Origin of the sequence: Sphaerisporangium sp. NPDC088356 (assembly GCF_040685555.1) — a bacterium.
GTDB lineage: Bacteria > Actinomycetota > Actinomycetes > Streptosporangiales > Streptosporangiaceae > Sphaerisporangium.
On record NZ_JBFBIK010000126.1, the window covers coordinates 1 to 20,978 of the forward strand.

18 protein-coding genes and 1 pseudogene are annotated in these 20,978 nt (G+C 70.9%); 9 read left to right on the plus strand and 10 right to left on the minus strand.

All coding sequences use genetic code 11. From position 1 onward, the window contains the following. Positions 1–205 precede the first annotated feature (205 nt). Together AB0O34_RS31000 and AB0O34_RS31005 are read left to right on the plus strand one after the other, a co-directional pair. Positions 206–793 (plus strand): annotated as a pseudogene (locus AB0O34_RS31000) (MFS transporter); the annotation flags it as partial. 96 nt (positions 794–889) lie between these two features. Continuing rightward, positions 890–1,345, plus strand: a complete 456-nt coding sequence (locus tag AB0O34_RS31005; protein WP_363921502.1) for an Lrp/AsnC family transcriptional regulator — start codon at positions 890–892, stop codon at positions 1,343–1,345. A 93-nt stretch (positions 1,346–1,438) separates the two neighbouring features. On the opposite strand, the gene AB0O34_RS31010 is transcribed toward AB0O34_RS31005, so the two are convergent. The 6 genes from AB0O34_RS31010 to AB0O34_RS31035 are packed head-to-tail and all read right to left on the minus strand — an operon-like array spanning position 1,439 to position 8,124. Continuing rightward, positions 1,439–2,422, minus strand: coding sequence for a BadF/BadG/BcrA/BcrD ATPase family protein (locus AB0O34_RS31010; protein ID WP_363921469.1), 984 nt, complete (start codon positions 2,420–2,422; stop codon positions 1,439–1,441). After that, positions 2,419–3,693 (minus strand): 6-phospho-beta-glucosidase, encoded by a 1,275-nt coding sequence (locus AB0O34_RS31015; RefSeq protein WP_363921471.1) that lies wholly within the window; start codon positions 3,691–3,693, stop codon positions 2,419–2,421. The genes AB0O34_RS31010 and AB0O34_RS31015 overlap by 4 nt, the downstream gene beginning before the upstream one ends. Then, positions 3,693–4,580, minus strand: a complete 888-nt coding sequence (locus AB0O34_RS31020; RefSeq protein ID WP_363921473.1) for a carbohydrate ABC transporter permease — start codon at positions 4,578–4,580, stop codon at positions 3,693–3,695. The genes AB0O34_RS31015 and AB0O34_RS31020 overlap by 1 nt, the downstream gene beginning before the upstream one ends. Further along, the gene (locus AB0O34_RS31025; protein WP_363921475.1) at positions 4,577–5,542 is read right to left on the minus strand and encodes a sugar ABC transporter permease; all 966 of its coding nucleotides are present in this window, start codon (positions 5,540–5,542) and stop codon (positions 4,577–4,579) included. Before AB0O34_RS31025 ends, AB0O34_RS31020 begins: the two co-directional genes overlap by 4 nt. Before the next feature lie 4 nt (positions 5,543–5,546). Next, on the minus strand, positions 5,547–6,878 hold the full coding sequence (locus AB0O34_RS31030) for an ABC transporter substrate-binding protein (RefSeq protein ID WP_363921477.1): 1,332 nt from the start codon (positions 6,876–6,878) through the stop codon (positions 5,547–5,549). Between the two features lie 43 nt (positions 6,879–6,921). After that, entirely contained in the window at positions 6,922–8,124 is a 1,203-nt protein-coding gene (locus AB0O34_RS31035) for an ROK family transcriptional regulator (protein WP_363921479.1), read from the minus strand. Positions 8,125–8,575: 451 nt separating this feature from the next. Between AB0O34_RS31035 and AB0O34_RS31040 the strand changes: the two genes are divergently transcribed. The 6 genes from AB0O34_RS31040 (at position 8,576) to AB0O34_RS31065 (ending at position 16,629) form a co-directional block, all read left to right on the plus strand. Next, positions 8,576–10,741 (plus strand): ATP-binding domain-containing protein, encoded by a 2,166-nt coding sequence (locus AB0O34_RS31040; RefSeq protein ID WP_363921481.1) that lies wholly within the window; start codon positions 8,576–8,578, stop codon positions 10,739–10,741. Positions 10,742–11,340: 599 nt separating this feature from the next. After that, complete coding sequence (gene lnt / locus AB0O34_RS31045) at positions 11,341–12,930, plus strand: apolipoprotein N-acyltransferase (RefSeq protein WP_363921483.1); 1,590 nt, start codon at positions 11,341–11,343, stop codon at positions 12,928–12,930. Next, positions 12,930–13,673, plus strand: a complete 744-nt coding sequence (locus AB0O34_RS31050) for a polyprenol monophosphomannose synthase (protein WP_363921485.1) — start codon at positions 12,930–12,932, stop codon at positions 13,671–13,673. The genes lnt and AB0O34_RS31050 overlap by 1 nt, the downstream gene beginning before the upstream one ends. A gap of 120 nt (positions 13,674–13,793) precedes the next feature. Further along, positions 13,794–15,158, plus strand: coding sequence for a xylan 1,4-beta-xylosidase (locus AB0O34_RS31055; protein WP_363921486.1), 1,365 nt, complete (start codon positions 13,794–13,796; stop codon positions 15,156–15,158). 91 nt (positions 15,159–15,249) lie between these two features. After that, complete coding sequence (locus AB0O34_RS31060) at positions 15,250–15,723, plus strand: hypothetical protein (protein WP_363921488.1); 474 nt, start codon at positions 15,250–15,252, stop codon at positions 15,721–15,723. A gap of 72 nt (positions 15,724–15,795) precedes the next feature. Continuing rightward, a complete protein-coding gene (locus AB0O34_RS31065) occupies positions 15,796–16,629 on the plus strand; it encodes an MEDS domain-containing protein (protein WP_363921490.1) in 834 nt (277 codons plus the stop codon). Between the two features lie 78 nt (positions 16,630–16,707). Here AB0O34_RS31065 and AB0O34_RS31070 read toward each other — a convergent pair whose 3' ends face one another. From AB0O34_RS31070 to AB0O34_RS31085, 4 genes are all read right to left on the minus strand, one after another. Then, positions 16,708–17,094 (minus strand): response regulator transcription factor, encoded by a 387-nt coding sequence (locus tag AB0O34_RS31070; protein ID WP_363921492.1) that lies wholly within the window; start codon positions 17,092–17,094, stop codon positions 16,708–16,710. Continuing rightward, entirely contained in the window at positions 17,091–18,587 is a 1,497-nt protein-coding gene (locus AB0O34_RS31075; protein WP_363921494.1) for a PAS domain S-box protein, read from the minus strand. The genes AB0O34_RS31070 and AB0O34_RS31075 overlap by 4 nt, the downstream gene beginning before the upstream one ends. 80 nt (positions 18,588–18,667) lie before the next feature. Then, positions 18,668–19,087, minus strand: coding sequence for an ATP-binding protein (locus AB0O34_RS31080; protein ID WP_363921496.1), 420 nt, complete (start codon positions 19,085–19,087; stop codon positions 18,668–18,670). Between the two features lie 71 nt (positions 19,088–19,158). Beyond that, entirely contained in the window at positions 19,159–19,821 is a 663-nt protein-coding gene (locus tag AB0O34_RS31085; RefSeq protein ID WP_363921498.1) for a response regulator transcription factor, read from the minus strand. Between the two features lie 566 nt (positions 19,822–20,387). On the opposite strand from AB0O34_RS31085, the gene AB0O34_RS31090 reads away from it, so the two are divergent. Next, positions 20,388–20,954: an FxsA family protein gene (locus AB0O34_RS31090; protein WP_363921500.1), complete on the plus strand. Its 567-nt coding sequence runs from the start codon at positions 20,388–20,390 to the stop codon at positions 20,952–20,954. Positions 20,955–20,978: the final 24 nt, after the last annotated feature.

Consider the following 20,978-nt stretch of genomic DNA (forward strand, 5'->3'; position numbering starts at 1 on the left):
CGTCCGGGCCCGCCGTCCGGGCCCGGCGGCCCGGTGCAAGCGGTGAACGAGGACGGCGAGCATATCGGTTCTGCCTGTGACCGATCCCCGATCGAGGGGGGCGGGCTTGATCCGGAGGTCAGCGCGGCGCTAACCGCCGTCTGTACGGCCGTTCACCTATCTCTCTGTAGCTTCTGACTACTAAGAGTGATGGGAGAGGCGTCCGTTGACCACTGCCTGGCGACGGCCGGCCGGCTTCAACGGGCGGGTCCGGCTGCTTCTGCTCAACCAGTTCACCGTCAAGCTCGGCTTCAACCTGCTGATGCCGTACCTGGCGAGCCACCTCACCCAGGGGCTCGGGTACGCGGCGTGGGTGGTGGGCCTGGTGCTCAGCGTGCGCAACATCAGCCAGCGGGGGATGTGCCTGGCCGGAGGGCACCTCGCCGACCGGCTCGGCTGCAAGCGGGCCATCGTGGCCGGCTGCGCGCTGCGCACGGCGGGCTTCGCGCTGCTCGGGGTGGCCTGCGCCATTCCGACCCTGCTTGCCGCCTCCGTGCTGACCGGGTTCGCCGGGGCGCTGTTCGACCCCGGCGTGCGGGCGTACCTGGCGCAGGAGGCGGGCGACCGCAGGGTGGAGGCGTTCGGGCTGTTCAACATCGCCGGGCAGGCCGGCCTGCTGCTCGGCCCGCTGGCCGGGCTCGCCCTCGCGGGCCTGGACTTCCGCGCCGTCTCGGTCGTGGCGGCGGCGCTGTTCGCGTTGCTCACCGTGCTCCAGGCGCGAGCGCTTCCCGCGCGGGCGGGCGGCGCGCCCGCTCAGGGACGGGCCTGGCGGACGGTGCCGCTCCGGTTGGGACCATGCCGTGACCACTTGGACGGCGAAACGGGCTCAGGGGGCACTACCGTTTACGGAGTGGAGGAGATCGATCGCCAAATCGTGACGCTGCTGGCCGCGGACGGGCGCATGAGCTTCACCGACCTCGCCAAGGAGACCGGCCTGTCGGTGTCGGCCGTGCACCAGCGGGTGCGCAGGCTGGAGAAGCGCGGCGTCATCAGGAGCTACGCCGCCCTGGTCGACCACGACGCGATCGGCCTGCCGCTCACCGCGTTCGTGTCGATCAAGCCCATCGACCCCTCAGCCCCCGACGACGCCCCCGAGAAGCTGGAGCACCTGACCGCCATCGAGGCCTGTCACAGTGTCGCGGGCGACGAGAGCTACATCCTCAAGGTGCGGGTGAGGTCGCCGATCGCGCTGGAGCACCTGCTCCAGCAGATCAGGGCCTCGGCCAACGTCTCCACCCGCACCACCATCGTGCTGAGCACCCCCTACGAGCACCGCACGCCCGACCTCACGGCCGGCACCTCCTAGCGAGCCGGCCCCCGGCGGAGCCGGCCGCGCGGCCCCGGGCCGGTGCGGAGCCGGGTCGCGGCCTCAGTCCGGTGCGGGGCCGGGCGCGCGGCCTCAGGCCAGTGTGGAGACGGCCCCGGTGAAGGCCGCCCTGAGGCGCTCCATCGCGGCCCGTCCGGCGCCGAGACGGTCCAGGCCGAGCAGCGCGGCGCCGACGATGGGCGGCACGTCGGCGACCACCAGCGTGGCCCGGGGGGCCTGCGCGGCGTACCTCCGCTCGACCAGGTCCATCAGCAGCGGGTCCCGGGCGGTCAGCACGCCGCCGCCCAGCACGACCTCGCAGGGCTCCGCCAGCAGGCCGAGGCGGCGCAGCGCGACCACTCCCATGACGGCCACCTCGTCGGCCTGGCGTTCCACCAGCGCCCTCGCGACGGCGTCCCCCTCGGCCGCCGCCGTGAACAGGGCCGGCACCAGGCCGTGGAGCCGGTCCACCGCCAGGTCGCCGAAATGCAGCCCGAGGACGACCTCCTCGGCTCGCCGGCCGCCGAAGAAGCGGCAGACCCCCTCAAGCAGGAGCGTGGCGGGGCCCCGGCCGTCCTCGGCGCGCACGGCGTGCCAGAGCACCTCCTCGCCCAGCCCGAGGCCGCCGCCCCAGTCGCCGCTGATCTTGCCCAGAGCCGGGTACCTGGCAACCTCGCCGGTGGGGGAGACCCCCACCGCGTTGATCCCCGCGCCGCAGACCACGGCCACGCCCCACGGCTCCGACGCGCCCGCGCGCAGCAGCGCGAACGTGTCGTTGCCCACCACGACTTCGCGGCCGTACCCCCGGCGGAGGATCTCCTTGCGGAGCAGCTCCTCCTCGACCGGGAGGTCCGCCCCGGCGACGTACGCGGCGACGTGGTCGGCGTACGGGGGAGGCGCGCCCGCGCCGAGCGCGAGCCGCGCGGCCTCGCCGATCACGTCGATCGCGGCGGGCACGCCGGCGCTCTGCGGGACGAACCCCCCGCCCCGGCCCCGGGCGAGGACGGTCCCGTCCTCGCCCACCAGGGCGACGTCGGTCTTGCTGTTCCCGCCGTCGACGGCGAGCACCGTCCTCACGCCCGCACCGCCCCTTCGCGGGCCCAGGGCAGGAACGAGCGGTTGGCCGCGACCAGCCGCTCGGCCAGATCCGCCGACAAGGACGCCTGGCCGATCAGCGGGTGGGCGAGCAGGGCGTCGGTGACGCGGTCCACGCCGCCGTGCAGCGCCGCTTCCAGGGCGAGCGCCTCGTAGGCGGTGACGTGCGCGATGAGCCCGGCGTACAGCGGCTCGACCGGGTCCACGGGCAGTGCCACGGCTCCGGAGGACCCGACCCGCGCGGGGACCTCGATCACCGCGTCGTCGGCGAGGAACGGCAGTGTCCCGTCGTTGCGCAGGTTGACGACCTGGGTGTCTCCCCGGTCGTTGACCAGGGAGGCGATCAGCGCGACGGCGGACTCCGAGTAGAAGGCGCCGCCCCGCTTCTCCAGCAGCTCGGGCTTGGTGTCCATGGCCGGGTCGGCGTACATCGCGAGCAGCGACTCCTCCATGGCCGCGACCTCGGCCGCCCGCGACGGCTTGGACCTCTGCTCGCCCACCACGGCGTCGTGCTCGTAGAAGTAGCGCAGGTAGTACGACGGCACGACGCCGAGCCTGCGGATCAGCGGCGCGGGCACGCCGATGTCGCCGGCGATCTCCTCGCCGTGGTCGGCCAGCAGCCGGGGCAGGACGTCGGCGCCGTCCAGGTAGACGGCCCGCTCCCACGTCAGGTGGTTGAGCCCGAAGTGGCCGAGCGAGATGCGGTCGGGGGTGACCCCGAGGTTCGCGGCGAAGCGCCGCTGGAAGCCGATGGCCACGTTGCACAGGCCGATGGCCCGGTGCCCCGCCTGGAGCAGCGCCCGCGTGACGATGCCCACGGGGTTGGTGAAGTCGACGATCCAGGCGTCCGGGGCCGCCTTGGCGACCCGCTCGGCGATGTCGAGCACGATCGGCACGGTGCGCAGCGCCTTGGCGAGGCCCCCCGCCCCGGTCGTCTCCTGCCCGACGCACCCGCAGTCCAGCGGCAGCGTCTCGTCGACGTCGCGCGCCGCCTGCCCGCCGACCCGCAGCTGGAGCAGTACGGCCCGCGCTCCGGCGACCCCGTCCTCGATGGTCGTGGCCGTGCTCACCTTGGCCGGATGACCGGCCCGCACGAGCATCCGCGACGCCATCGCCGACACCAGGGACAGGCGCCGCTCGTCGGGATCGATGAGCACGATCTCCGACAGCGGCAGCTCGTCGCGCAGGCGGGCGAACCCGTCGATCAGCTCCGGCGTGTAGGTGGAGCCGCCCCCGACAACGGCCAGTTTCATCACTTGACTCCCGTCAGCTTTACGCCTTCGATGAATGCCTTCTGGGCGAAGAAGAAAACGACGATCACCGGTGCCATGGCGAGCAGGGTGGCCGCCATGGTCAGGTTCCACTGCACGCGGTGCACGGCTCTGAAGGATGCCAGGCCGAGCGACAGGGTCCAGTGGGAGGTGTCGGTCCCCGCGTACAGCAGGGGACCGTAGTAGTCGTTCCAGCAGTAGAAGAACTGGAAGAGCGCCACCGCGGCGATCGCGGGCCGCGCCATCGGCAGGATGACCCGCACCAGCGTGCGGAACTCCCCGCAGCCGTCCACCCGCGCGGCGTCGGAGTACTCCCTCGGGATCGTCACCAGGAACTGCCGGAGCAGGAAGATGGAGAACGCGTCGCCGAGGAGCATGGGCAGGATCAGCGGCCACAGCGTGCCCGTGAGGTGGAACCGCGCCCAGATGAGGTAGATCGGCACGGCCACGACCTGGGGCGGCAGCATCATGGTGGTGATCACCAGCAGGAGCGCCAGCTTGCGCCCCCGGAAGCGGAACCGCGCCAGCGCGTACGCCACCGGGATCGACGAGACCAGCATGAACACGGTGGCGAGGACCGAGTACATCAGCGTGTTGACGATCCAGGTGAGCAGCGGCGCCTTCACGAAGATGTCGCTGAAGTTGCCCCACTCCCAGTCGGCGGGCCACAGCTGCGAGGTGAGGGCCTGGTGGTCGGTCATGACGGCGGTCAGGCCGATGAAGACCAGCGGGCCGAGGAACATGAGCGCGAGCGCGAGGGCGAGCGCGTGGGTGGCGATCCACTGCAGTGTGGCGCGCCTGCGGTGGTTGCGCGGCCTGCGGGCGCCGGCCTTGCGCGCCGTTGGAGACGGCGTGAGGGTCAGGGTCATGCTTCCTCCTCGCCGAGGCCCCGGAACTGGCGCAGCAGGAAGATCGTGAACACCATCGACACCGCGAAGAGGATCAGCGCCAGAACGCAGGCGTAACCCATGGCGAAATCACGGAAGCCCTCCTGGAAGAGCCATTCGGGGAAGGTCAGGGTCGACTGGTCGGGGTAGCCGGGGGTGAAGACCGAGCCGGCGGAGTCGGTGGACCCCGACGCCACCCGGGCGGCCACCATGGCCTGGGTGAAGTACTGAAGTGTCTGGATCACCCCGGTGATCGTGGCGAACATCAGCACCGGCCTGATCACCGGCAGGGTGACGTGGAAGAACTGCTGCCACCCGCCCGCCCCGTCAAGCGCCGCGGCCTCGTAGAGCTGCTTGGGCACGTCCAGCAGCGCCGCCAGGAAGATGACCATGAGGTCGCCCACCGACCACAGCGCCAGCAGCGTGAGCCCCGGCTTGGACCACGCGGGGTCGCCGAACCAGTCGGGGGAGGGGATGCCGATCGCGTTCAGGATCGTCGGCACCGGCCCGGTGCCCGGGTTGAGCAGGTACACGAACCCCAGCGTCCCGGCGACCAGCGGCACCAGCGACGGGAGGTAGAAGATCGTCCGGAAGAACCCGGCGCCGGCCTTCAGCTTGGTCACCAGTTGCGCCACGCCGAGGCCGAACAGCACCCGCAGCGGCACCATCACCACGACGAGCCACAGCGTGTTCCTGATGGAGGTCCAGGCCGCCTCGTCCTGCCAGAAGTACTTGTAGTTCAGGAAGCCGACCGGTTCCAGGGTGAACAGGTCGTAGCGCTGGAAGGAGAAGTAGACGGTCGCGACCAGCGGGTACGCGAAGAAGACCGTGAACCCGACCAGCCAGGGGGACAGGTAGAGCAGCGCCATGAGGCCCCCTCGGTACCGGCCCTCGCGCCTGGCCGGCACCGCGTTCCCCCGGCGCCCGAGCGTCGTCGTCGCCATGTGATCAGTTGCCCGAGGTCAGCTTGAGCTTGTCGTTGATCTTCTTGTCCGCCTCGGTCAGCACCGCGCCGAGATCGGGCGCCCGGCCGGACTCCCACTTGATCTGCGCCTCCTGCAGGGTCTGCTGGTTGAACACCGAGTTGATGTGCGCGGGCAGCGTGCTGCTGTTGGGGCTGGCGAAGATGTCGAGGAAGGTCTGGAAGTTGGCGTCCTTCTCCAGCTTCGGCGACTGCAGGGCGGGCAGCGTGCTCGGCACGTTGCGAAGCGCGTTGGACAGGCTCACCACGGCGTCGGTGTCGGTGGTCAGGTACTTCACCAGGTCCCAGGCGGCCTCGGGGTTCTTGGCGCCGCGGGGGATGCCGATGACCGTGCCCGCGATGAAGCCGCCCCCGTACAGCTGGGGCTTGTCGTCGGCGACGGGGAGCGGGGCGGTGCCGTAGTCGAGGTCCTTGGCGTCGGCCGCGATCATGGCGTTGCGCCACTCGCCGTCGATCGCCATGGCGACCTTGCCCTTGTTGAACGGGTTGTCCGCCGACCACTCGTCGCCGAGGCTCTTGCGGAACTTCTCCAGCTTGTCGTACCCGAACCAGTCGACCAGGTCCTTCTGCCAGGTCATGAGCTGCTTCCACGCCGGGTCGGAGCCGATCGCCGAGGTGCCGTCCGGGTTGGTCCACTTCGCGCCGACCATCGTGCCGGTATGGATCGGGGCGTTCTCGTACATCTGGCTGCTCGGCACGAAGCCCGCGACCTTGATGTTCCCCTGCGCGTCCCGCACGGTGAGCTTCTTGGCCAGGGCCGTCAGCTCGGAGAGCGTCTTGGGCGGCTCGGCGCCCTTCATGAGCTTCTTGTTGTAGTACAGGCCGTAGGTGTCGGCGAGCATGGGCATCACGCAGCGCTTGCCCTCGTACTGGGTGTACTCCGCGATCACCTTGGGGAAGATCGCCTCGTCGATCTTGCTCGCGGTCAGGTACGGCTTGAGGTCCTGGAAGATCCCGGTCCTGCAGAACGTCGCCACGCTGTCGGTGGTGAACGACATCGCCACGTCCGGAGGGTTGCCGCCGCGAGCCGACTGGATGATCTGGTCGTCCTGGATCGCCTTGGTGGTCTTCACCGTGATCCACGGGTACGTCCGCTTGAACCCGGCAAGGGCGTCGTCGAACGCCTTGAGCTCGTTGTCGGCGCTGAAGCCGTGCCACATGGTGATCGTGACGGGCTTTCTGTCCGGCGTGCTTCCCGCAGCAGGGGGCTTCGGCGCGCTCTCGGTGCCCGCCGTGCAGGCGGCCGACGCGAACACGGCGAGACCCGCCGCCGCGACGAGCAGCAGAGGTGATTTCACGGGGATGCCTCCCATGGGGTGGTGGATGATCAGGAGGGTCGGGCTACGAGGGGACGGTCGAGCTGAAGATCTCGTCACGGGCCGTGGCGAGGGCGAGGCCGAGAGCGCCGGTCAGCACCGGATTGCTCTCGACGGTGGACATCCGCACAGGCGGGCGCGGGAAGGTCAGCGCGTGCAGCTCCTGCTCGACGAGCTCGGACAGCACGTCACCTCCGGCGAGCAGCATGCCGCCGGTCAGCACGACCAGCTCGGGGTCGACCACGGCGGTGATCGGCGCGAGGCCCATGGCGAGGCGCGCCGCGATCTCCCGCAGCGCTCGCCCGGCGCGCTCGCCCCGTACGCCGCCCAGCGCGGCGTCCCGCACGGCGTTGCGTATGGCCTGCGCCGGGTCCTGGCCGCGCAGGCCGTGGGAGCGCATGAGCTTCAGGACGGCCGGGCCGCCGGCGAGGGCCTGGAAGCCGTGGTCGCCCCGCTTGCCGGTCTCCCTGGACGTCGGCGCGCCGACGGTGGGCATGTAGCCGACCTCGCCGGCGCCGCCGGTCGCGCCCCGGTGGAGCCTGCCGCCGAGCACCAGCGCGGCTCCTATGCCCTCGTCCGCCCAGAGCAGCACGAAGTCGTCGTGGCCGCGCGCGACGCCGTGGGCCTGCTCGGTCAGGGCGACGAGGTTCACGTCGTTCTCCACGTCGACCGGCACGCCGAGCCCGTCGCGCAGCGTGCCCACGAGGTCGGGGATGTGCCAGCCGGGGATGTGGGCGGCGTAGCCGAGCCTGGCCGTGGCGGGGTTGACGGCTCCCTGGATGCCGATCACGATCCGGTGCAGCGCGGCGGGGTCGACACCAGCCTGGAGGCAGGCGCCGTTGACGGCGTTGCGCACCCTTTCGACCACGTCCCCGGCGCTCCTGCCGGGGGTCGGGAGGCGGTACTCCGCCATCACGGCGCCGGTGATGTCGGCCACCGAGGCCGCGATCCGCGCCGGGGTCACGTCGAGCGCGACGACGAACGCCGCGGCCGGGTTGATCCGGTACAGTTCCGCCGTCCGGCCGGGCAGGCCCTCCCGGATGCCGTCCAGCACGACCAGGCCGGCGTCGTGCAGCCGCGAGAGCAGCTGGGAGGCGGTGGGCTTGGAAAGGCCCGTGAGCGTTCCGAGCTCGGGGCGGGTGAGCGGCCCGCGTTCCAGCAGAACCTGGAGCGCGGCGCGATCATTGATCGCCCGCAACAGACTCGGCGTTCCCGGCTGCGTGTTCACCCTAAAGCTCCTCGTTCCAGCCGCCGGCGCACCCTATGCACGGGACCGTTCCGGCAGGAGTTAGGAAAGCTTCCTAACTTGTTAGGAAAGTACAGGCACGGCCCCGAGCAGGGTCAATAGCCGCTACCAACCTGTGACCAGGTTGGTAGCGCGGCGAGGGCGGGCTGACGTGCCGTGATCCCGCCCGGCGCGGCCTGGCCCTGGAAATGAGAAAGCCGCCTCGGAGGGCGGCGGAGTGGACGGAATGTCCGGTGGTCGATCTGCTATTCTGGGGCCTTGTCGTCAAATTAAACATAAAGAGCACAAAGGCCCGGAGTTTCACATTACTACCAATAATAATGAAGCAGGGGCTACCCGTCAAATCGAGCTCGCCAAGGAGCAGGAATACGTCACCGGACTGTACGAGCGGCTCGACCTGCTGCGCGCGCGCACCCAGAAGCAGCTTGACGGTGTGCTCGCCCAGGGCGGTGGCGGCACCCACCAGAACCGGTCGGAGCGCGACTCGTTCGCCGGGATGTATTCGGAGCGCCTCGCGCGGCTGTGGGCCGTGGAGAACGGCCTGTGTTTCGGGCGCCTCGACCTGACGGGGGAAAACCCCCTCTATATCGGCCGCCTGGGCCTGTCGGACGACGACCAGGCACGGCTGCTCATCGACTGGCGCGCCCCGGTGGCCCAGCCGTTCTACCGCGCCACGCCCTCCGTCCCGATGGGGGTGACCCGCAGGCGCCACCTGCAGACCAGGGGGCGGCGCGTCATCGGCGTCGACGACGACCTGCTCGACCTCGACCGGCTGACCGAGGCCGACCGCGCCACGCTCAACGGTGAGGCCGCCCTGCTGGCCGCCCTGGGCGAGAAGCGCACCGGGCGCATGCGCGACATCGTCGCCACCATCCAGGCCGAGCAGGACCGCGTGATCCGCAGCGACCTCAACGGCATCCTGGTGGTCCAGGGAGGCCCCGGCACCGGGAAGACCGTCGTGGCGCTGCACCGCGCCGCCTACCTGCTCTACACCCACCGCGAGCGGCTGGCGCGCCGGGGCGTGCTGATCGTCGGCCCGAACCTCACCTTCCTGCGCTACATCGAGCAGGTGCTGCCGTCCCTGGGCGAGACCGACGTCCTGCTGTCCACGGTCGCCGAGCTGTACCCGGGGGTCACCGCGACGGCGCGCGAGTCCGCGGAGGCCGCCGCGATCAAGGGCTCCATCCGGATGGCCGACGTCGTGGCCCGGGCCGTGCAGGACCGGCAGCGGGTGCCCAGGCGGCCGATCGACATCGACCTCGGCAGGTACACCCTCCGGCTCGACCAGCGCACCTGCGACGCGGCCAGGAACCGGGCGGCGCGCAGCCGCCGCCCGCACAACCAGGCCAGGGCCGTCTTCGTCCGCCACATCCTGAACGCGCTCGCCAAGCAGGCCGCCAAGGCGCTCGGCCGGGGCATGCTGGACGAGGGCGACTTCGCCGACCTGCGCGAGGACCTGCGCACCGAGCCCGCCGTGAAGGCGGCCCTCAACCGGCTGTGGCCCTACCTGACCCCCCAGCGGCTCCTCATCGGCCTGTTCGGCTCCCGCGAGCGGATGGCGTACGCCGGGCTCACCACCGCCGAGCAGGACGCGCTGTTCCGCGAGGTCCCGCGCGGCGGCGGCGACCTTTGGACCGAGGCCGACGTGCCGCTGCTGGACGAGGCCGCCGAACTGCTCGGCGACATCGACGCCGGGGTGCTCCGCGCCGCCGCGATGCAGGCAGAGGAGGAGCTCGCCGCCGCGCGGCGCGCCGAGGAGGCCGAGCGCGACTCCGAGCTGACCTACGCCCGCGAGGTCCTCGAGCTGACCGGCATGTCGGACATCATGGACGCCGAGCGGTTCGCCGCCAGGCACCGGGGCGACGACATCCACCTGACCACCGCCGAGCGCGCCGCCGCCGACCGCACCTGGGCCTACGGGCACATCATCGTGGACGAGGCGCAGGAGCTGTCGGCCATGGCGTGGCGGATGCTGATGCGCCACAGCCCGAACCGCTCGATGACCATCGTCGGGGACATCGCCCAGACCGGGTCGGTCGCAGGCACCGCCTCCTGGGGCCAGGTCCTGGACTCCTACGCGGACGGACGCTGGCGCGAGGAGACCCTCACCGTCAACTACCGCACCCCGGTCGAGCTGATGGCCGTCGCCGCCGACGTGCTGAAGCTGGTCGGCCCGGGCCTCACGGCCCCGGAGTCGGTCCGCGAGACCGGCGTGCGACCCTGGGCGCGCCGCATCGACGGCACGGGCGATCTGGGGGCGATCGTGAGCGGCGAGATCGTCGAGGGCGGGCGGCTCGTGGTGATCGTCCCCGCGACCCGCGCGGCGGAGCTGGGCGAGGCCGTGACCTCGTCGGTCCCTGGCGCGGTGGCCGGGCCGGGAGCCGACGCGCTGGAGGCCCCGGTGGCCGTGCTGACCGTCGCGGACGCCAAAGGCCTGGAGTTCGACGGAGTCGTCGTCGTGGAACCGGGAGAGATCCTGGCCGAGTCGCCACGCGGGCCCAGCGATCTTTACGTCGCCCTGACCCGTGCCACCCGCAGGCTTGGCGTCGTCCACACCGGCGAGCTGCCCGCCGTGCTGTCCAGGTGCGCGACCATGTGACCGGCGGGGGCCTGATCACGCCGCGCGAGTGGAGCGAGTGCCATAAATACGCCTTCCCGAGTGCGGACATCGGTCCACATGACGGCATTGACGGCACTCACGTCTCCTGTCCTAGCTGCGAAAACTTGGTGTTTCCGCTGATCGGGACACGGTTGACATCTGAGCTGAGGTCGGTAGTTTGCTGGACAGTCCAGCACGGGACTACCGGTTGGCCGTCTTCAGACATCGTCGGATTCTGCGTCATGACGGAGCACGACTCCGTCTGCTCAGCCAGGCGCAGCGCTGGCGTTCCGTCGAGTCGGGGCACCCCAGCCGGATGGGGGGTTGGACCCGGGAGGGGCCTGGACACCCAGTAGACAACGGAATTCCGCGCTCGCCGCCGACGGGACGGATCCGGTCCGAAGGGTCGTCCGGGCCCTCTTCCCGTCCCGTGCCGCAACCGCAGTGTGGTTCCTGGGTTCCCGAGCAAGCAGGGGGAGGCCCAGGGATCACCATGCGTGATCTTTCACCGCCGCGCCAGCCCGGCGATTGGACCCGGGTCTCCTGGGCGGTAGCGTTCGGTGGTTACCGATGGACCCGTGAGAGAAGACCCCGCCCCTGTGGCCCAGCGAACGGTGCAGGACGACCAGCGGGCGCCGGCCGTTTCCGGCGCGCTGCCGCGTTCGCGCGCCCTCTGGCGGCTCGCCGCCTGCCTCGTGGGCGGGGTGCTGCTGTTCCTGGCCTTCCCCCCGGCGGGACTGTGGTTCCTCGCGCCGCCCGGCATCGCGCTGCTCACGCTCGCGGTCCGGGGCGTACGCGCCCGCCGGGCCGCCTGGCTCGGATACCTCGGCGGCGCCGCCTTCCTGTTCCCGGCGCTCGCCTGGGTGCGGCCGATCGGCGACGACGCGTGGGTGATCCTGGTGGCGGTCGAGAGCCTGTTCTTCGCCGCGATGTCGGCCGGGGTCGCCGTGGTGACCCGCCTGCGCGCCTGGCCCCTGTGGGTGGCGGCCCTGTGGGTCGCCCAGGAGTGGGCACGGGGGCTGTTCCCCGTCGGCGGCTTCCCGTGGGTGCGCGTCGCGTTCAGCCAGGGGCGGTCGGCGTTCACGCCGTACGCCGCGCTCGGCGGCGCGCCGCTGGTCACCTTCGCGGTGGTGCTCTGCGGGGCCCTGCTCGCCCTTTTGGCCGTACGGCTCGCGCCCCGGCGGTGGACCAGGGAGGTCGCGCTCCTGCTGGCCGGGGTCGTGGCGGTGCCCCTGCTCGGGTACGCCGTGCCGAGGCCCGGCGCCGAGGGGGCGAGGAGCCTCCGGGTCGGGGTGGTCCAGGGCGACGTGCCCGGCGAGGGCATGGGGTTCCTCGGCGACGAGCCCGCCGTCGTGCTGCGCAACCACGCCGACAAGACCCACGAGCTGGCGCGGGCGGTCCGGGCGGGGAAGGTCCAAAGGCCCGACATCGTGGTGTGGCCTGAAAATTCCACAGACATCGACCCTTACCGCGACTCCTTCGCCTATGGGGTCATCGACTCGGCCGTGCGCGACATCGGGGTGCCGGTGCTGGTGGGAGCCGTGGTGCGGTCACCCGACGGGCAGCACCGGTACACGCGGGGCATCGTCTGGGATCCGGTGCGCGGTCCCGGCGCTTACTATGACAAACGAAAGCTTGTACCGTTCGGCGAGTTCGTCCCCTTCAAGGATCTTCTCGCGAAGTTCATCAAACGCATCAACCTGGTCGGCCTGCAGTCGCTGGCCGGCACCCGTGACGGTGATCTGAGGATGGGCCCGGTGACGGTGGGCGCAGTCGAGTGCTACGAGGTCGCCTTCGACGACATCGTGCGGAGCACGGTGCGCGCCGGCGGCACCCCGATCGTGGTGCAGACCAACAACGCCACCTACGCCCTGACCAACCTTCCGCCCCAGCAGCTCGCCATGTCGCAGCTGCGGGCCGTGGAGCACGACCGCGCGGTGATCACCGCCGCCACGACGGGCATCTCGGCCTACGTCGACCCCGGCGGCCAGGTGCGCTGGCAGACCGCCGAGCGGGTCGCGGACATGGCCGTGGTCACCGTCCCGATCCGTACGGGTGAGACCCTCGCGACGCGAGTCGGAGCCCTGCCTGAGTGGGCCCTTCTCCTCGTCGGGGCCGGTGCCCTGGCCGCCGCTCTCCGGCGGCGCCCGGCGCCACCACAGGACCGAACCGATGAAGAGGACGGGTGATGGGGCGGATCCTCGGGCGGGTACTTGTCATCGTTCCCACTTACAACGAGCGCGAGAACCTGCCGATGATCGCGGGACGGCTGCGGGCGGCGGTACCGGATGCCCATCTGCTGATCGCCGACGACAACAGCCCCGACGGCACCGGGGCCGTGGCCGACGAGCTGGCCGCCGGCGACGACCACGTCCACGTGCTGCACCGCCCGCGCAAGCAGGGGCTCGGCGCCGCCTACATCGCCGGGTTCGGCTGGGGCCTCGCCCAGGGCTACGACGTGCTGGTCGAGATGGACGCCGACGGCCAGCACAAGCCCGAGGAGCTCCCCCTGCTGCTCGACGCCCTGTCCAACGGCGCCGACCTGGTCATCGGGTCACGCTGGGTGCCGGGCGGCAAGGTGGTCAACTGGCCGGGCAGGCGGGAGTTCCTGTCGCGGGGCGCCAACACCTACGCCCGGCTCATGCTGGGCCTGCCGGTGCGCGACACCACGGCGGGCTTCCGCGCCTACCGCGCCTCGACGCTGGAGAAGATGGGGCTGGACGAGGTGGAGTCGCAGGGATACTGCTTCCAGGTCGACCTGACCCTCCGCACCGTCCAGAACGGCCTTCGGGTCGTCGAGGTGCCGATCACGTTCGTCGATCGCACGGCCGGGGCCAGCAAGATGAACCGCGCCGTGGTCGCCGAGGCCATGTGGCGGGTCACCGTGTGGGGGCTCGCCGGGCTGCCGCGCCGCCTCAGAAGGGGCCGCTGACGACGGCCTTACGGGTCGGCCATAACGCTTGCCTGTGAATCGTGCTCTTGATCCGCCGCTCCTGAGCCGCCCGTGGAACGCTCTGAGCAAGGCGGACGGTGAGGATCAGGTGAGGATCAGGTGGCATCGCACAGCGGGGGATCGACATGGCGGCGCCCCGGACGGGTGATCGCGTCGGCCGCGGGCGTTCTCGCGATGGCGCTGATCGTGGCGGGCTGTTCCTCCGCCGGCCCCGCAGACCGGGCCGATCCCGCCACGTCGCCGTCAACGCCCGGCGTCAAGGGCCAGAAACCGCCGGCGGTGGACCCCGCATGGCCTCGCTGGGGGTTCACGCACACGGGGATCAGCGCCAACAACGTCACCGACCGGTTCGAGCAGGATGTGACCCGGACGCTGGCCGAGACCCCGATGCTGCAGAACCAGCACATCATGGGCTTCGGGGCGCTCAACCCCGAACCCCGGCCCCAGGAGTTCTTCTGGGAAGACCTCGACAGCCGCACCAACCTCATGAAGCAGTCCGCCGGCACGCAGATCATCACGCTCTGCTGCGCCCCTGACTGGATGAAGGGCGGCCCCGAGGGCCCGACCGAGGAGTCGGCCTGGACCGAGCACCTGGAGGACGCCCCCTACCCGGAGCACTTCGACGACTTCGCCAAGCTGTCGGCCGCCGTCGCCACCAAGTACCCCGACGTCACGTACTTCATGGTCTGGAACGAGCTCAAGGGCTTCTGGAAGGACCACTCCAAGCCCGCGGACATCAAGGGCTACACCGACCTCTACAACAAGGTCTACGACGCGGTGAAGGCGGTCCGGCCCGATGCCAAGGTCGGCGGACCCTACATCGGCTTCGACAGCAACAAGACCGGCGAGTCCGAGCTGCGGGGCCCGTGGGGAGTCGTCAATCAGAACGCCCTGGACGCCTTCGACTACTGGTTCAAGAACAAGAAGGGCGCCGACTTCATCGTGGTCGACGGCGCCTCGCTGACCGACGCGCACCAGTTGCTCCCCGACGCGTTCGGAGCGCTGGGCAAGTTCAGCGCGGTGACCGAGTGGCTGCGGCAGAAGACCGGTGACCTGCCGGTCTGGTGGTCGGAGTGGTACTTCGTCCCCGAGGACGGCACCACCTGGTCCGAGTCCATGCGGCTCGCCGTCCAGGCCGCCTCGATGATCGAGTTCGCCAAGAGCGGGGCCGCCACGGCGCTGTACTGGAACCCGCAGACCAAACAGGGCACCTGCCAGGGCTGCATGTGGGACCCGCGGACCGGTGCGGCGCTCCCGACCGGCCGGCTGGTGGGCGACTTCGTCAAGTGGTTCCCCGCCGGTGCCGAGCTGCAGCAGGTCGCCACTTCCGATCCCAAGGTCCGGGTGCTGGCCCAGCCGCGGCGACTGGTGATGGTCAACACCACCAACGCGCGGCTCACCGCCACGGTGGACGGCAAGCAGGTCACCCTGCGGCCCTACGAGGTCAAATGGGCGGGCCGCTAGCCCCTGTCCCTACGGCCGCCGGCGCCTGATCGGCGAATTCCTCGGCGCCGCCTTCGGCGGCCTGGACGCCGACCACGAATTCGCGGGCATCATGCGCTCGATGACCCCCGAACTACCCGACGACCCCGAGGCCGAGCAGGTCGAGGCGTGGGTGCAGCTGGCGGAGCTGTCCCAGGACCCCGATTTCCGCGCCGGCGTGCGGCGCATGGCCGAGCACCACGCGGCCGACCGCGCCCAGGGCGGCACCGCGCGCCCGCTACGCGACCCTGCCGCGATGGTCCGTGACCAGGCCGGCCCGGCGTCGGTGGCCGGCGTCGGCCCGGCCTCGCCGGAGGCCGATCCGGTCGTCGCGGCGGTCACCGCGCAGTACGCGCGCGTCTACGGCCTCCCCGACGACGCCGGCCTGCGGCGCCGGCTGCTGGCCCGGCTGGAGGTGGCCGGCGATCCTCGCAGGGAGCGGTACCTCCGGCTGCTGGCCGTGATCAACGGCTGGCCGGCCCCCGAGAGCCTCGCACCGGCGCTCGAGTGGTTCGTCCGCGCCCTGCGGGCCAGGACACCGGGGTAACGATCCGGTGGCACTGAATGCCGACACCCCGATCGGTCGTATCATCTGACTGTCGTCGGCGGGGTGAAGGTGGTGAGATCGCTGTATATCGAAGCGGGGGATCATCTCGGTCTTGTTTTCGGCGACGACGACGAGTTCGACGCCGGCACGCTCGCCTTCGCCGAACGGGGACTGCGCGAGGGCGCGCGAGTGCTGGTGTTCTCGGCTCCGGGCCGCGAGGGCTCGCTGGAGCGGCTGCTGGAGCGGTCCGGTGTGGATTCGTGCCGGACGCCGGGCGAGTGGCGGGTACGGGTCCAGGATGCCCGGCGATCGCTCATGCCCGATGGCCGATTCTCTCCGCGACGGATCCGGGCGATGTACGAGGAGATCGCGGGGCGGTCGGTGGCCGACGGGTTCTCGGGAGTGTGGGTCAGCGTCGACATGAGCTGGGCGGTGCCCGGCGGTGTCGACGCGGAGGGTCTGATCGCGTTCGAGGCGGAGCTGAACACTCTGTTCGGCTCGGGACGGCTGACGATGATCTGCCAGTACGACACCCGGTTGCTCCCGGAGGCTGAGATCACACGTGCCATCCAGGCGCATCCGTGCACGCCGCGCGGAGCCCGGTTACGGCATCAGCCCGCGGCCGGCGGCCGGGGCGTGGCGTTCTCCGGCGAGACGGACCGATCCAACTGCGGTGCGTGGGCGGCGCTGACCGCTTCGCTGCCCGATGAGGACGGGTGGCGCATCGACATCACCGGCATGTCGTTCCTGGACGGCCGCGGGATGGCCCAGCTGGGGCGGGTGGCCGCCGAGGGGTCGCACGGCCTGACGATCGTCGCGACGCCGTCGCAGATCAGACGGCTCCGGCTCGTCCGCGTCGATCAGGTCGCCGAGCTGGTGAGCATGGAGAAGTCACCGGGCCACTGAGCACGGGGGGCGGTGAACGCGGGACCGGCCCGGGGTCGTGGCAGGTCCGTGCGGGTGTCGCGGTGCGCCCGCCCCGCTTCAGCCGGCGGTCGCCAGCCGCCGCACCGCGGCCACGAGATCGGCGTTCGGGACTCCTTTGACCAGGTACTCGGTCACCCCCACGCACCGCATATCCTCCACCACCGCCGGATCACCGTAGGCGGAGAAGGCCACGATGCGGGTTCGGGGTGAGCGCCGCCGGATCTCGCGGGCGGCGTGGAGCCCACCACCGCACGGCATCCGCACGTCGAGGATGGCGACGGCCGGTCTGTGCCTTTCCGCTAGCCGGATGGCCTCCTCGGCGTCGCCGGCGACCGCGACCACGTCGAAGTCCGGCTCCGCCTCGAGGACCTCGCGGACGACATCCCGGATCATCGGCTCGTCATCGCCGATGAGCACCGTCAGCCTCTCGGAAGAACCGTTCACTTCGGGCGGTACCTTTCAGCGGGCCCGCCGGCCGGCGGCGTGGGCAGCCAGAACTGCACGATGGTGCCTCCGCCGGACCGTCCCTCGATGTTCCACCAGCCGCCTGCCAGCTCGGCCCGCTCACGCATCTCGATCAGACCGAAGTGTTCGGGCCGTGCCGGCCCGTCGTACGACGGGCCGGCACCGGTTCCGTCGTCGATGACACGGACCAGCACGCCGTGGTCGGCCGACGACAGCGACACCGTCACCGAGGTGGCCTGGGCGTGCTTGCGGACGTTGGTCAGAGCCTCCTGGCAGATCCGGAAGATGGTGATCGCGGACTCGGGCGGGGGCTCGCGGTCGAGATCGTGCCGCAGTTCCCACATGAGACCGGCTTCGGACGCGACCTGTGCCAGGTAATCGGACAGCGCCACGGACAACCCGACGCGGTCGATCTCCGGCGGGTGCATCCGGAAGGTCAGGTGGCGCAGCCTCCCGATTGTGGCGGTCACCGCGTCGTTGAGGCGGGAGATCGCCGCGGCGTGCTCATCGGGCAGCCGGCCGGCCATCAGCTGTATGCGCATCCCCACGGCCACCATGGACTGGATCGTGTCGTCGTGCACGTCCCAGGCGATGCGCCGCCGCTCCGCTTCCTGGGCGTGGATGAGGTGGTTCAGCAGCCTGCCCCGCTCGTCCAGGGCGCGCTCGGCGCTGCGCCGTTCGGTCATGTCGCGGGTGACCTTGCCGAATCCACGCAGCCGGCCGGTGTTGTCGAACAGGGCGGTGATCACGACGTTGGCCCAGAAGCGGGTGCCGTCCTGGCGCAGGCGCCAGCCCTCGTCCTCCAGGCGTCCCTCGGCGACGGCGACCTCCAGCTCCCAGTCGGGCTTGCCCGCGGCGATGTCCTCTGGCGGGTAGAACACCGAGAAGTGCTTACCGATGATCTCCTCGGCCGCGTATCCCTTGATCCGCTGCGCCCCGGCGTTCCAGCTGATGATCCGCCCACTGGGATCCAGCATGAAGATCGCGTAGTCGATGACGTTCTGAATCAGGAACCGGAACCGCTCCTCGCTCTCGCGCAACGCCTGCTCGGCCTTGCGCCGTTCGGTCATGTCGCGGGTGACGTTGCCGAATCCGCGCAGCCGGCCGGTGTTGTCGAACAGGGCGGTGATCACGACGTTGGCCCAGAAGCGGGTGCCGTCCTGGCGCAGGCGCCAGCCCTCGTCCTCCAGGCGTCCCTCGGCGACGGCGACCTCCAGCTCCCAGTCGGGCTTGCCCGCGGCGATGTCCTCTGGCGGGTAGAACACCGAGAAGTGCTTACCGATGATCTCCTCGGCCGCGTATCCCTTGATCCGCTGCGCCCCGGCGTTCCAGCTGATGATCCGCCCACTGGGATCCAGCATGAAGATCGCGTAGTCGATGACGCTCTGCACCAGCAGCTCAAGGTCCGTCTCCGGGCGGCCGGGGGGAGGGACCTGCCGGTGAAGAGGGGGTTGCTGGCCAGCATCGGGCATATTGCAGCATTGCACGAATGTGCCGGTGCCTGATACTAGTGCCACAACTGTACCAGTGCCACCACTGGTGCGGGGGCGGGTCAGTTCGCCACTTGATCGGGAACGGCGGCGGGAGCGGGGGGTGCCGCCAGCTCGCACCAAACCACCTTCCCGTCTACCCGGGGAGAGGCGCCCCAGCCGGTGGTGAGTTCCTCGATGACGTGGAGTCCCCAGCCGCCTTCGGCGTCGGGCTCGCGCGGCCGTGGCATCTCGGCGTTGGTGTCGGAGACCTCAAGGCGTACCCGCGACTCATCGCAGCTCAGGCGCAGCACAGGAGTGCCCGCGCCGTGTATCAGCGCGTTCGTCACGAGCTCGCTGACCACCAGGACGACCTGATCATGCTCGCCACGGTAGCCGCAGGCCATCAGAGCGCGGCCGACCACTTCACGGGCCTCGGTGATGCTGCTCAGATCCCGCGCGAGCAGGCGTTCAACCTCGTACGTCGATGGCCCATTACCCATCCTCACAATATCCGCCATGCGGCCGCCTGATCACGAGACGCAATCACGCCACGCCGACTAGTGCGAACGCATCAGTCGAGCATGCCCTCGCGGTGCGCGATCGCCACCGCTTCCAGCTTCGACCGGGCCCCGAGCTTCTCCAGCACGCGCTGAATGTGGTTGCGGGCCGTGTTGCGGGCAACGCCCAGGCGCTCGCTGATCTCTTCGGTGCCGGCGCCCTCGCCGAGCAGCAGCAGCGTCTCGCGCTCCCGCGCCGTCAGCCTCGTGCCCGAGAGCCCGGTCCGGCCGGTCAGCCGGTCGAGGACGCCGGACAGCAGGCTGGGCGGGAAGACCATTCCTCCGGCGGCGACCTCGTGAACGGCCGATTCGAGGTCCTGTAAACGGCCGGACTTGAGCACCAGGCCGGCCCCTCCGGCCTCTGCCACCCGGGTGGCGACCGACGCGGTCGCCTCGCCGGTCAGCACCAGCACGCGGGCCCCTCGTGCCACGGCCATCAACCGGCCGATGGCCGAGATCCCGTCGCCGTCGGGCAATCGCCGGTCGAGCAGCAGCACGTCGGGCTGGAGACGGCTGGCGTCGGCCACCGCGGAGGCGATCGACCCCGCCCTCGCCACCACCTCGATCGCGGAGGTCTGGGCGAGTGCCAGCCCGATCGCCTCCGCCACCATGTCATGGTCTTCCACCAGCAGCACTCGAACCAGCCGCGGCGGGGACGGTTCGAGCGGCGTTGACATACGACGGCATCCTTGGGGCTGGGCGACCCACCAACCATACTTCCGGCCACAAGCGGCCCGACCTCACGGTTCCGGAGTGGAGGGTCCGATCGGTGGTTCGGGTGCCGGGGACTCCGGCGAACGCCGAGCCGGACGAGCATCCCCGCGATCTTCTCGCCTAGGCGCACAAGGGCGGCCGCGTCCCCGCCACCGGGTCGATCCTCACGCTCGACGGCGGCTCCGTCCTGGCCTGATCACCTGGTCACCCGCCGATGGTGTGAACACGCTGGCCGTCGGAGGCACCGATGGAATTCTTTTGGCCGTGTTCCACGCCGAGCCGGGAAGCCGGAGCGCCGGGCTGCTGGCGATACTCGGAAGCCTCACCGCCTCCGACCCTGGGACGGCGCGGCGAAGCCCAGGTCACCGGCCCGTCGACGAGCAGTGAGCGATCCCGGACGTAGACTCCGGGCACCGGCCCAGATCGTGCCTGCCAGGGGCTCTGGCGAGCCAGGATTGAGGGCGTGCCCACGGCGGGGAACCACCGGGCCGGGTCCGGGCGTTGTACATCGCGAGGTGATGGTGAAGCCATGCTGCGTGTGCTGCTGTTCATAGCGTTCCTGGTCGTGCCGGTGCTGGAGATCTGGGTGCTCATCCAGATCGGCCAGGTGATCGGTGGCTGGCAGACCGTCGGCCTGCTCATTCTCGACAGCCTGCTCGGGGCCTGGCTCGTGCGGCTGGAGGGCCGGCGCGCCTGGCGGGCGCTGCGCGAGGCCCTCAACTCCGGCCGGATGCCCGACCGCGAGCTCGCCGACGGCGCCCTGGTGGTGGCGGGCGGCACCCTGCTGGTGACCCCCGGCTTCCTCAGCGACATCGCGGGGTTCTTCCTCATCCTGCCGTTCACCCGCCCGATCGCGAGGCGCTGGCTCAGCTGGTTCCTCGGCCGCCGCGTGCGCGTCATGGCCGCGGGGTCGCCCTTCGGCATGGTGTTCCCGCAGGGCGGGTCAGGCGACGAGCCGCAGCGGGGCGGTTCCCGGGTCGTCACCGGGCAGGTGGTCGACGACGAGACGCCCGGCGGCCGAGGGCCCGGCGCGTACGGCGACACGCCCGGCCGTCCGTCCCTGCGGCCGCGCGGCGGATCCCCCGACAACGGCTAGACCCCCTCCGTAAGGGCTCCCGCG

Excerpts from the sequence above, each read along its gene's own strand:
- AB0O34_RS31015 (WP_363921471.1), bottom strand. The coding sequence starts at position 3,693 with ATGAAACTGGCCGTTGTCGGGGGCGGCTCCACCTACACGCCGGAGCTG.
- AB0O34_RS31020 (WP_363921473.1), bottom strand. The coding sequence starts at position 4,580 with ATGACCCTGACCCTCACGCCGTCTCCAACGGCGCGCAAGGCCGGCGCC.
- AB0O34_RS31025 (WP_363921475.1), bottom strand. The coding sequence starts at position 5,542 with ATGGCGACGACGACGCTCGGGCGCCGGGGGAACGCGGTGCCGGCCAGG.
- AB0O34_RS31050 (WP_363921485.1), top strand. The coding sequence starts at position 12,930 with ATGGGGCGGATCCTCGGGCGGGTACTTGTCATCGTTCCCACTTACAAC.
- AB0O34_RS31060 (WP_363921488.1), top strand. The coding sequence starts at position 15,250 with ATGCGCTCGATGACCCCCGAACTACCCGACGACCCCGAGGCCGAGCAG.
- AB0O34_RS31075 (WP_363921494.1), bottom strand. The coding sequence starts at position 18,587 with ATGCCCGATGCTGGCCAGCAACCCCCTCTTCACCGGCAGGTCCCTCCC.
- AB0O34_RS31080 (WP_363921496.1), bottom strand. The coding sequence starts at position 19,087 with ATGGGTAATGGGCCATCGACGTACGAGGTTGAACGCCTGCTCGCGCGG.
- AB0O34_RS31085 (WP_363921498.1), bottom strand. The coding sequence starts at position 19,821 with ATGTCAACGCCGCTCGAACCGTCCCCGCCGCGGCTGGTTCGAGTGCTG.
- AB0O34_RS31090 (WP_363921500.1), top strand. The coding sequence starts at position 20,388 with ATGCTGCGTGTGCTGCTGTTCATAGCGTTCCTGGTCGTGCCGGTGCTG.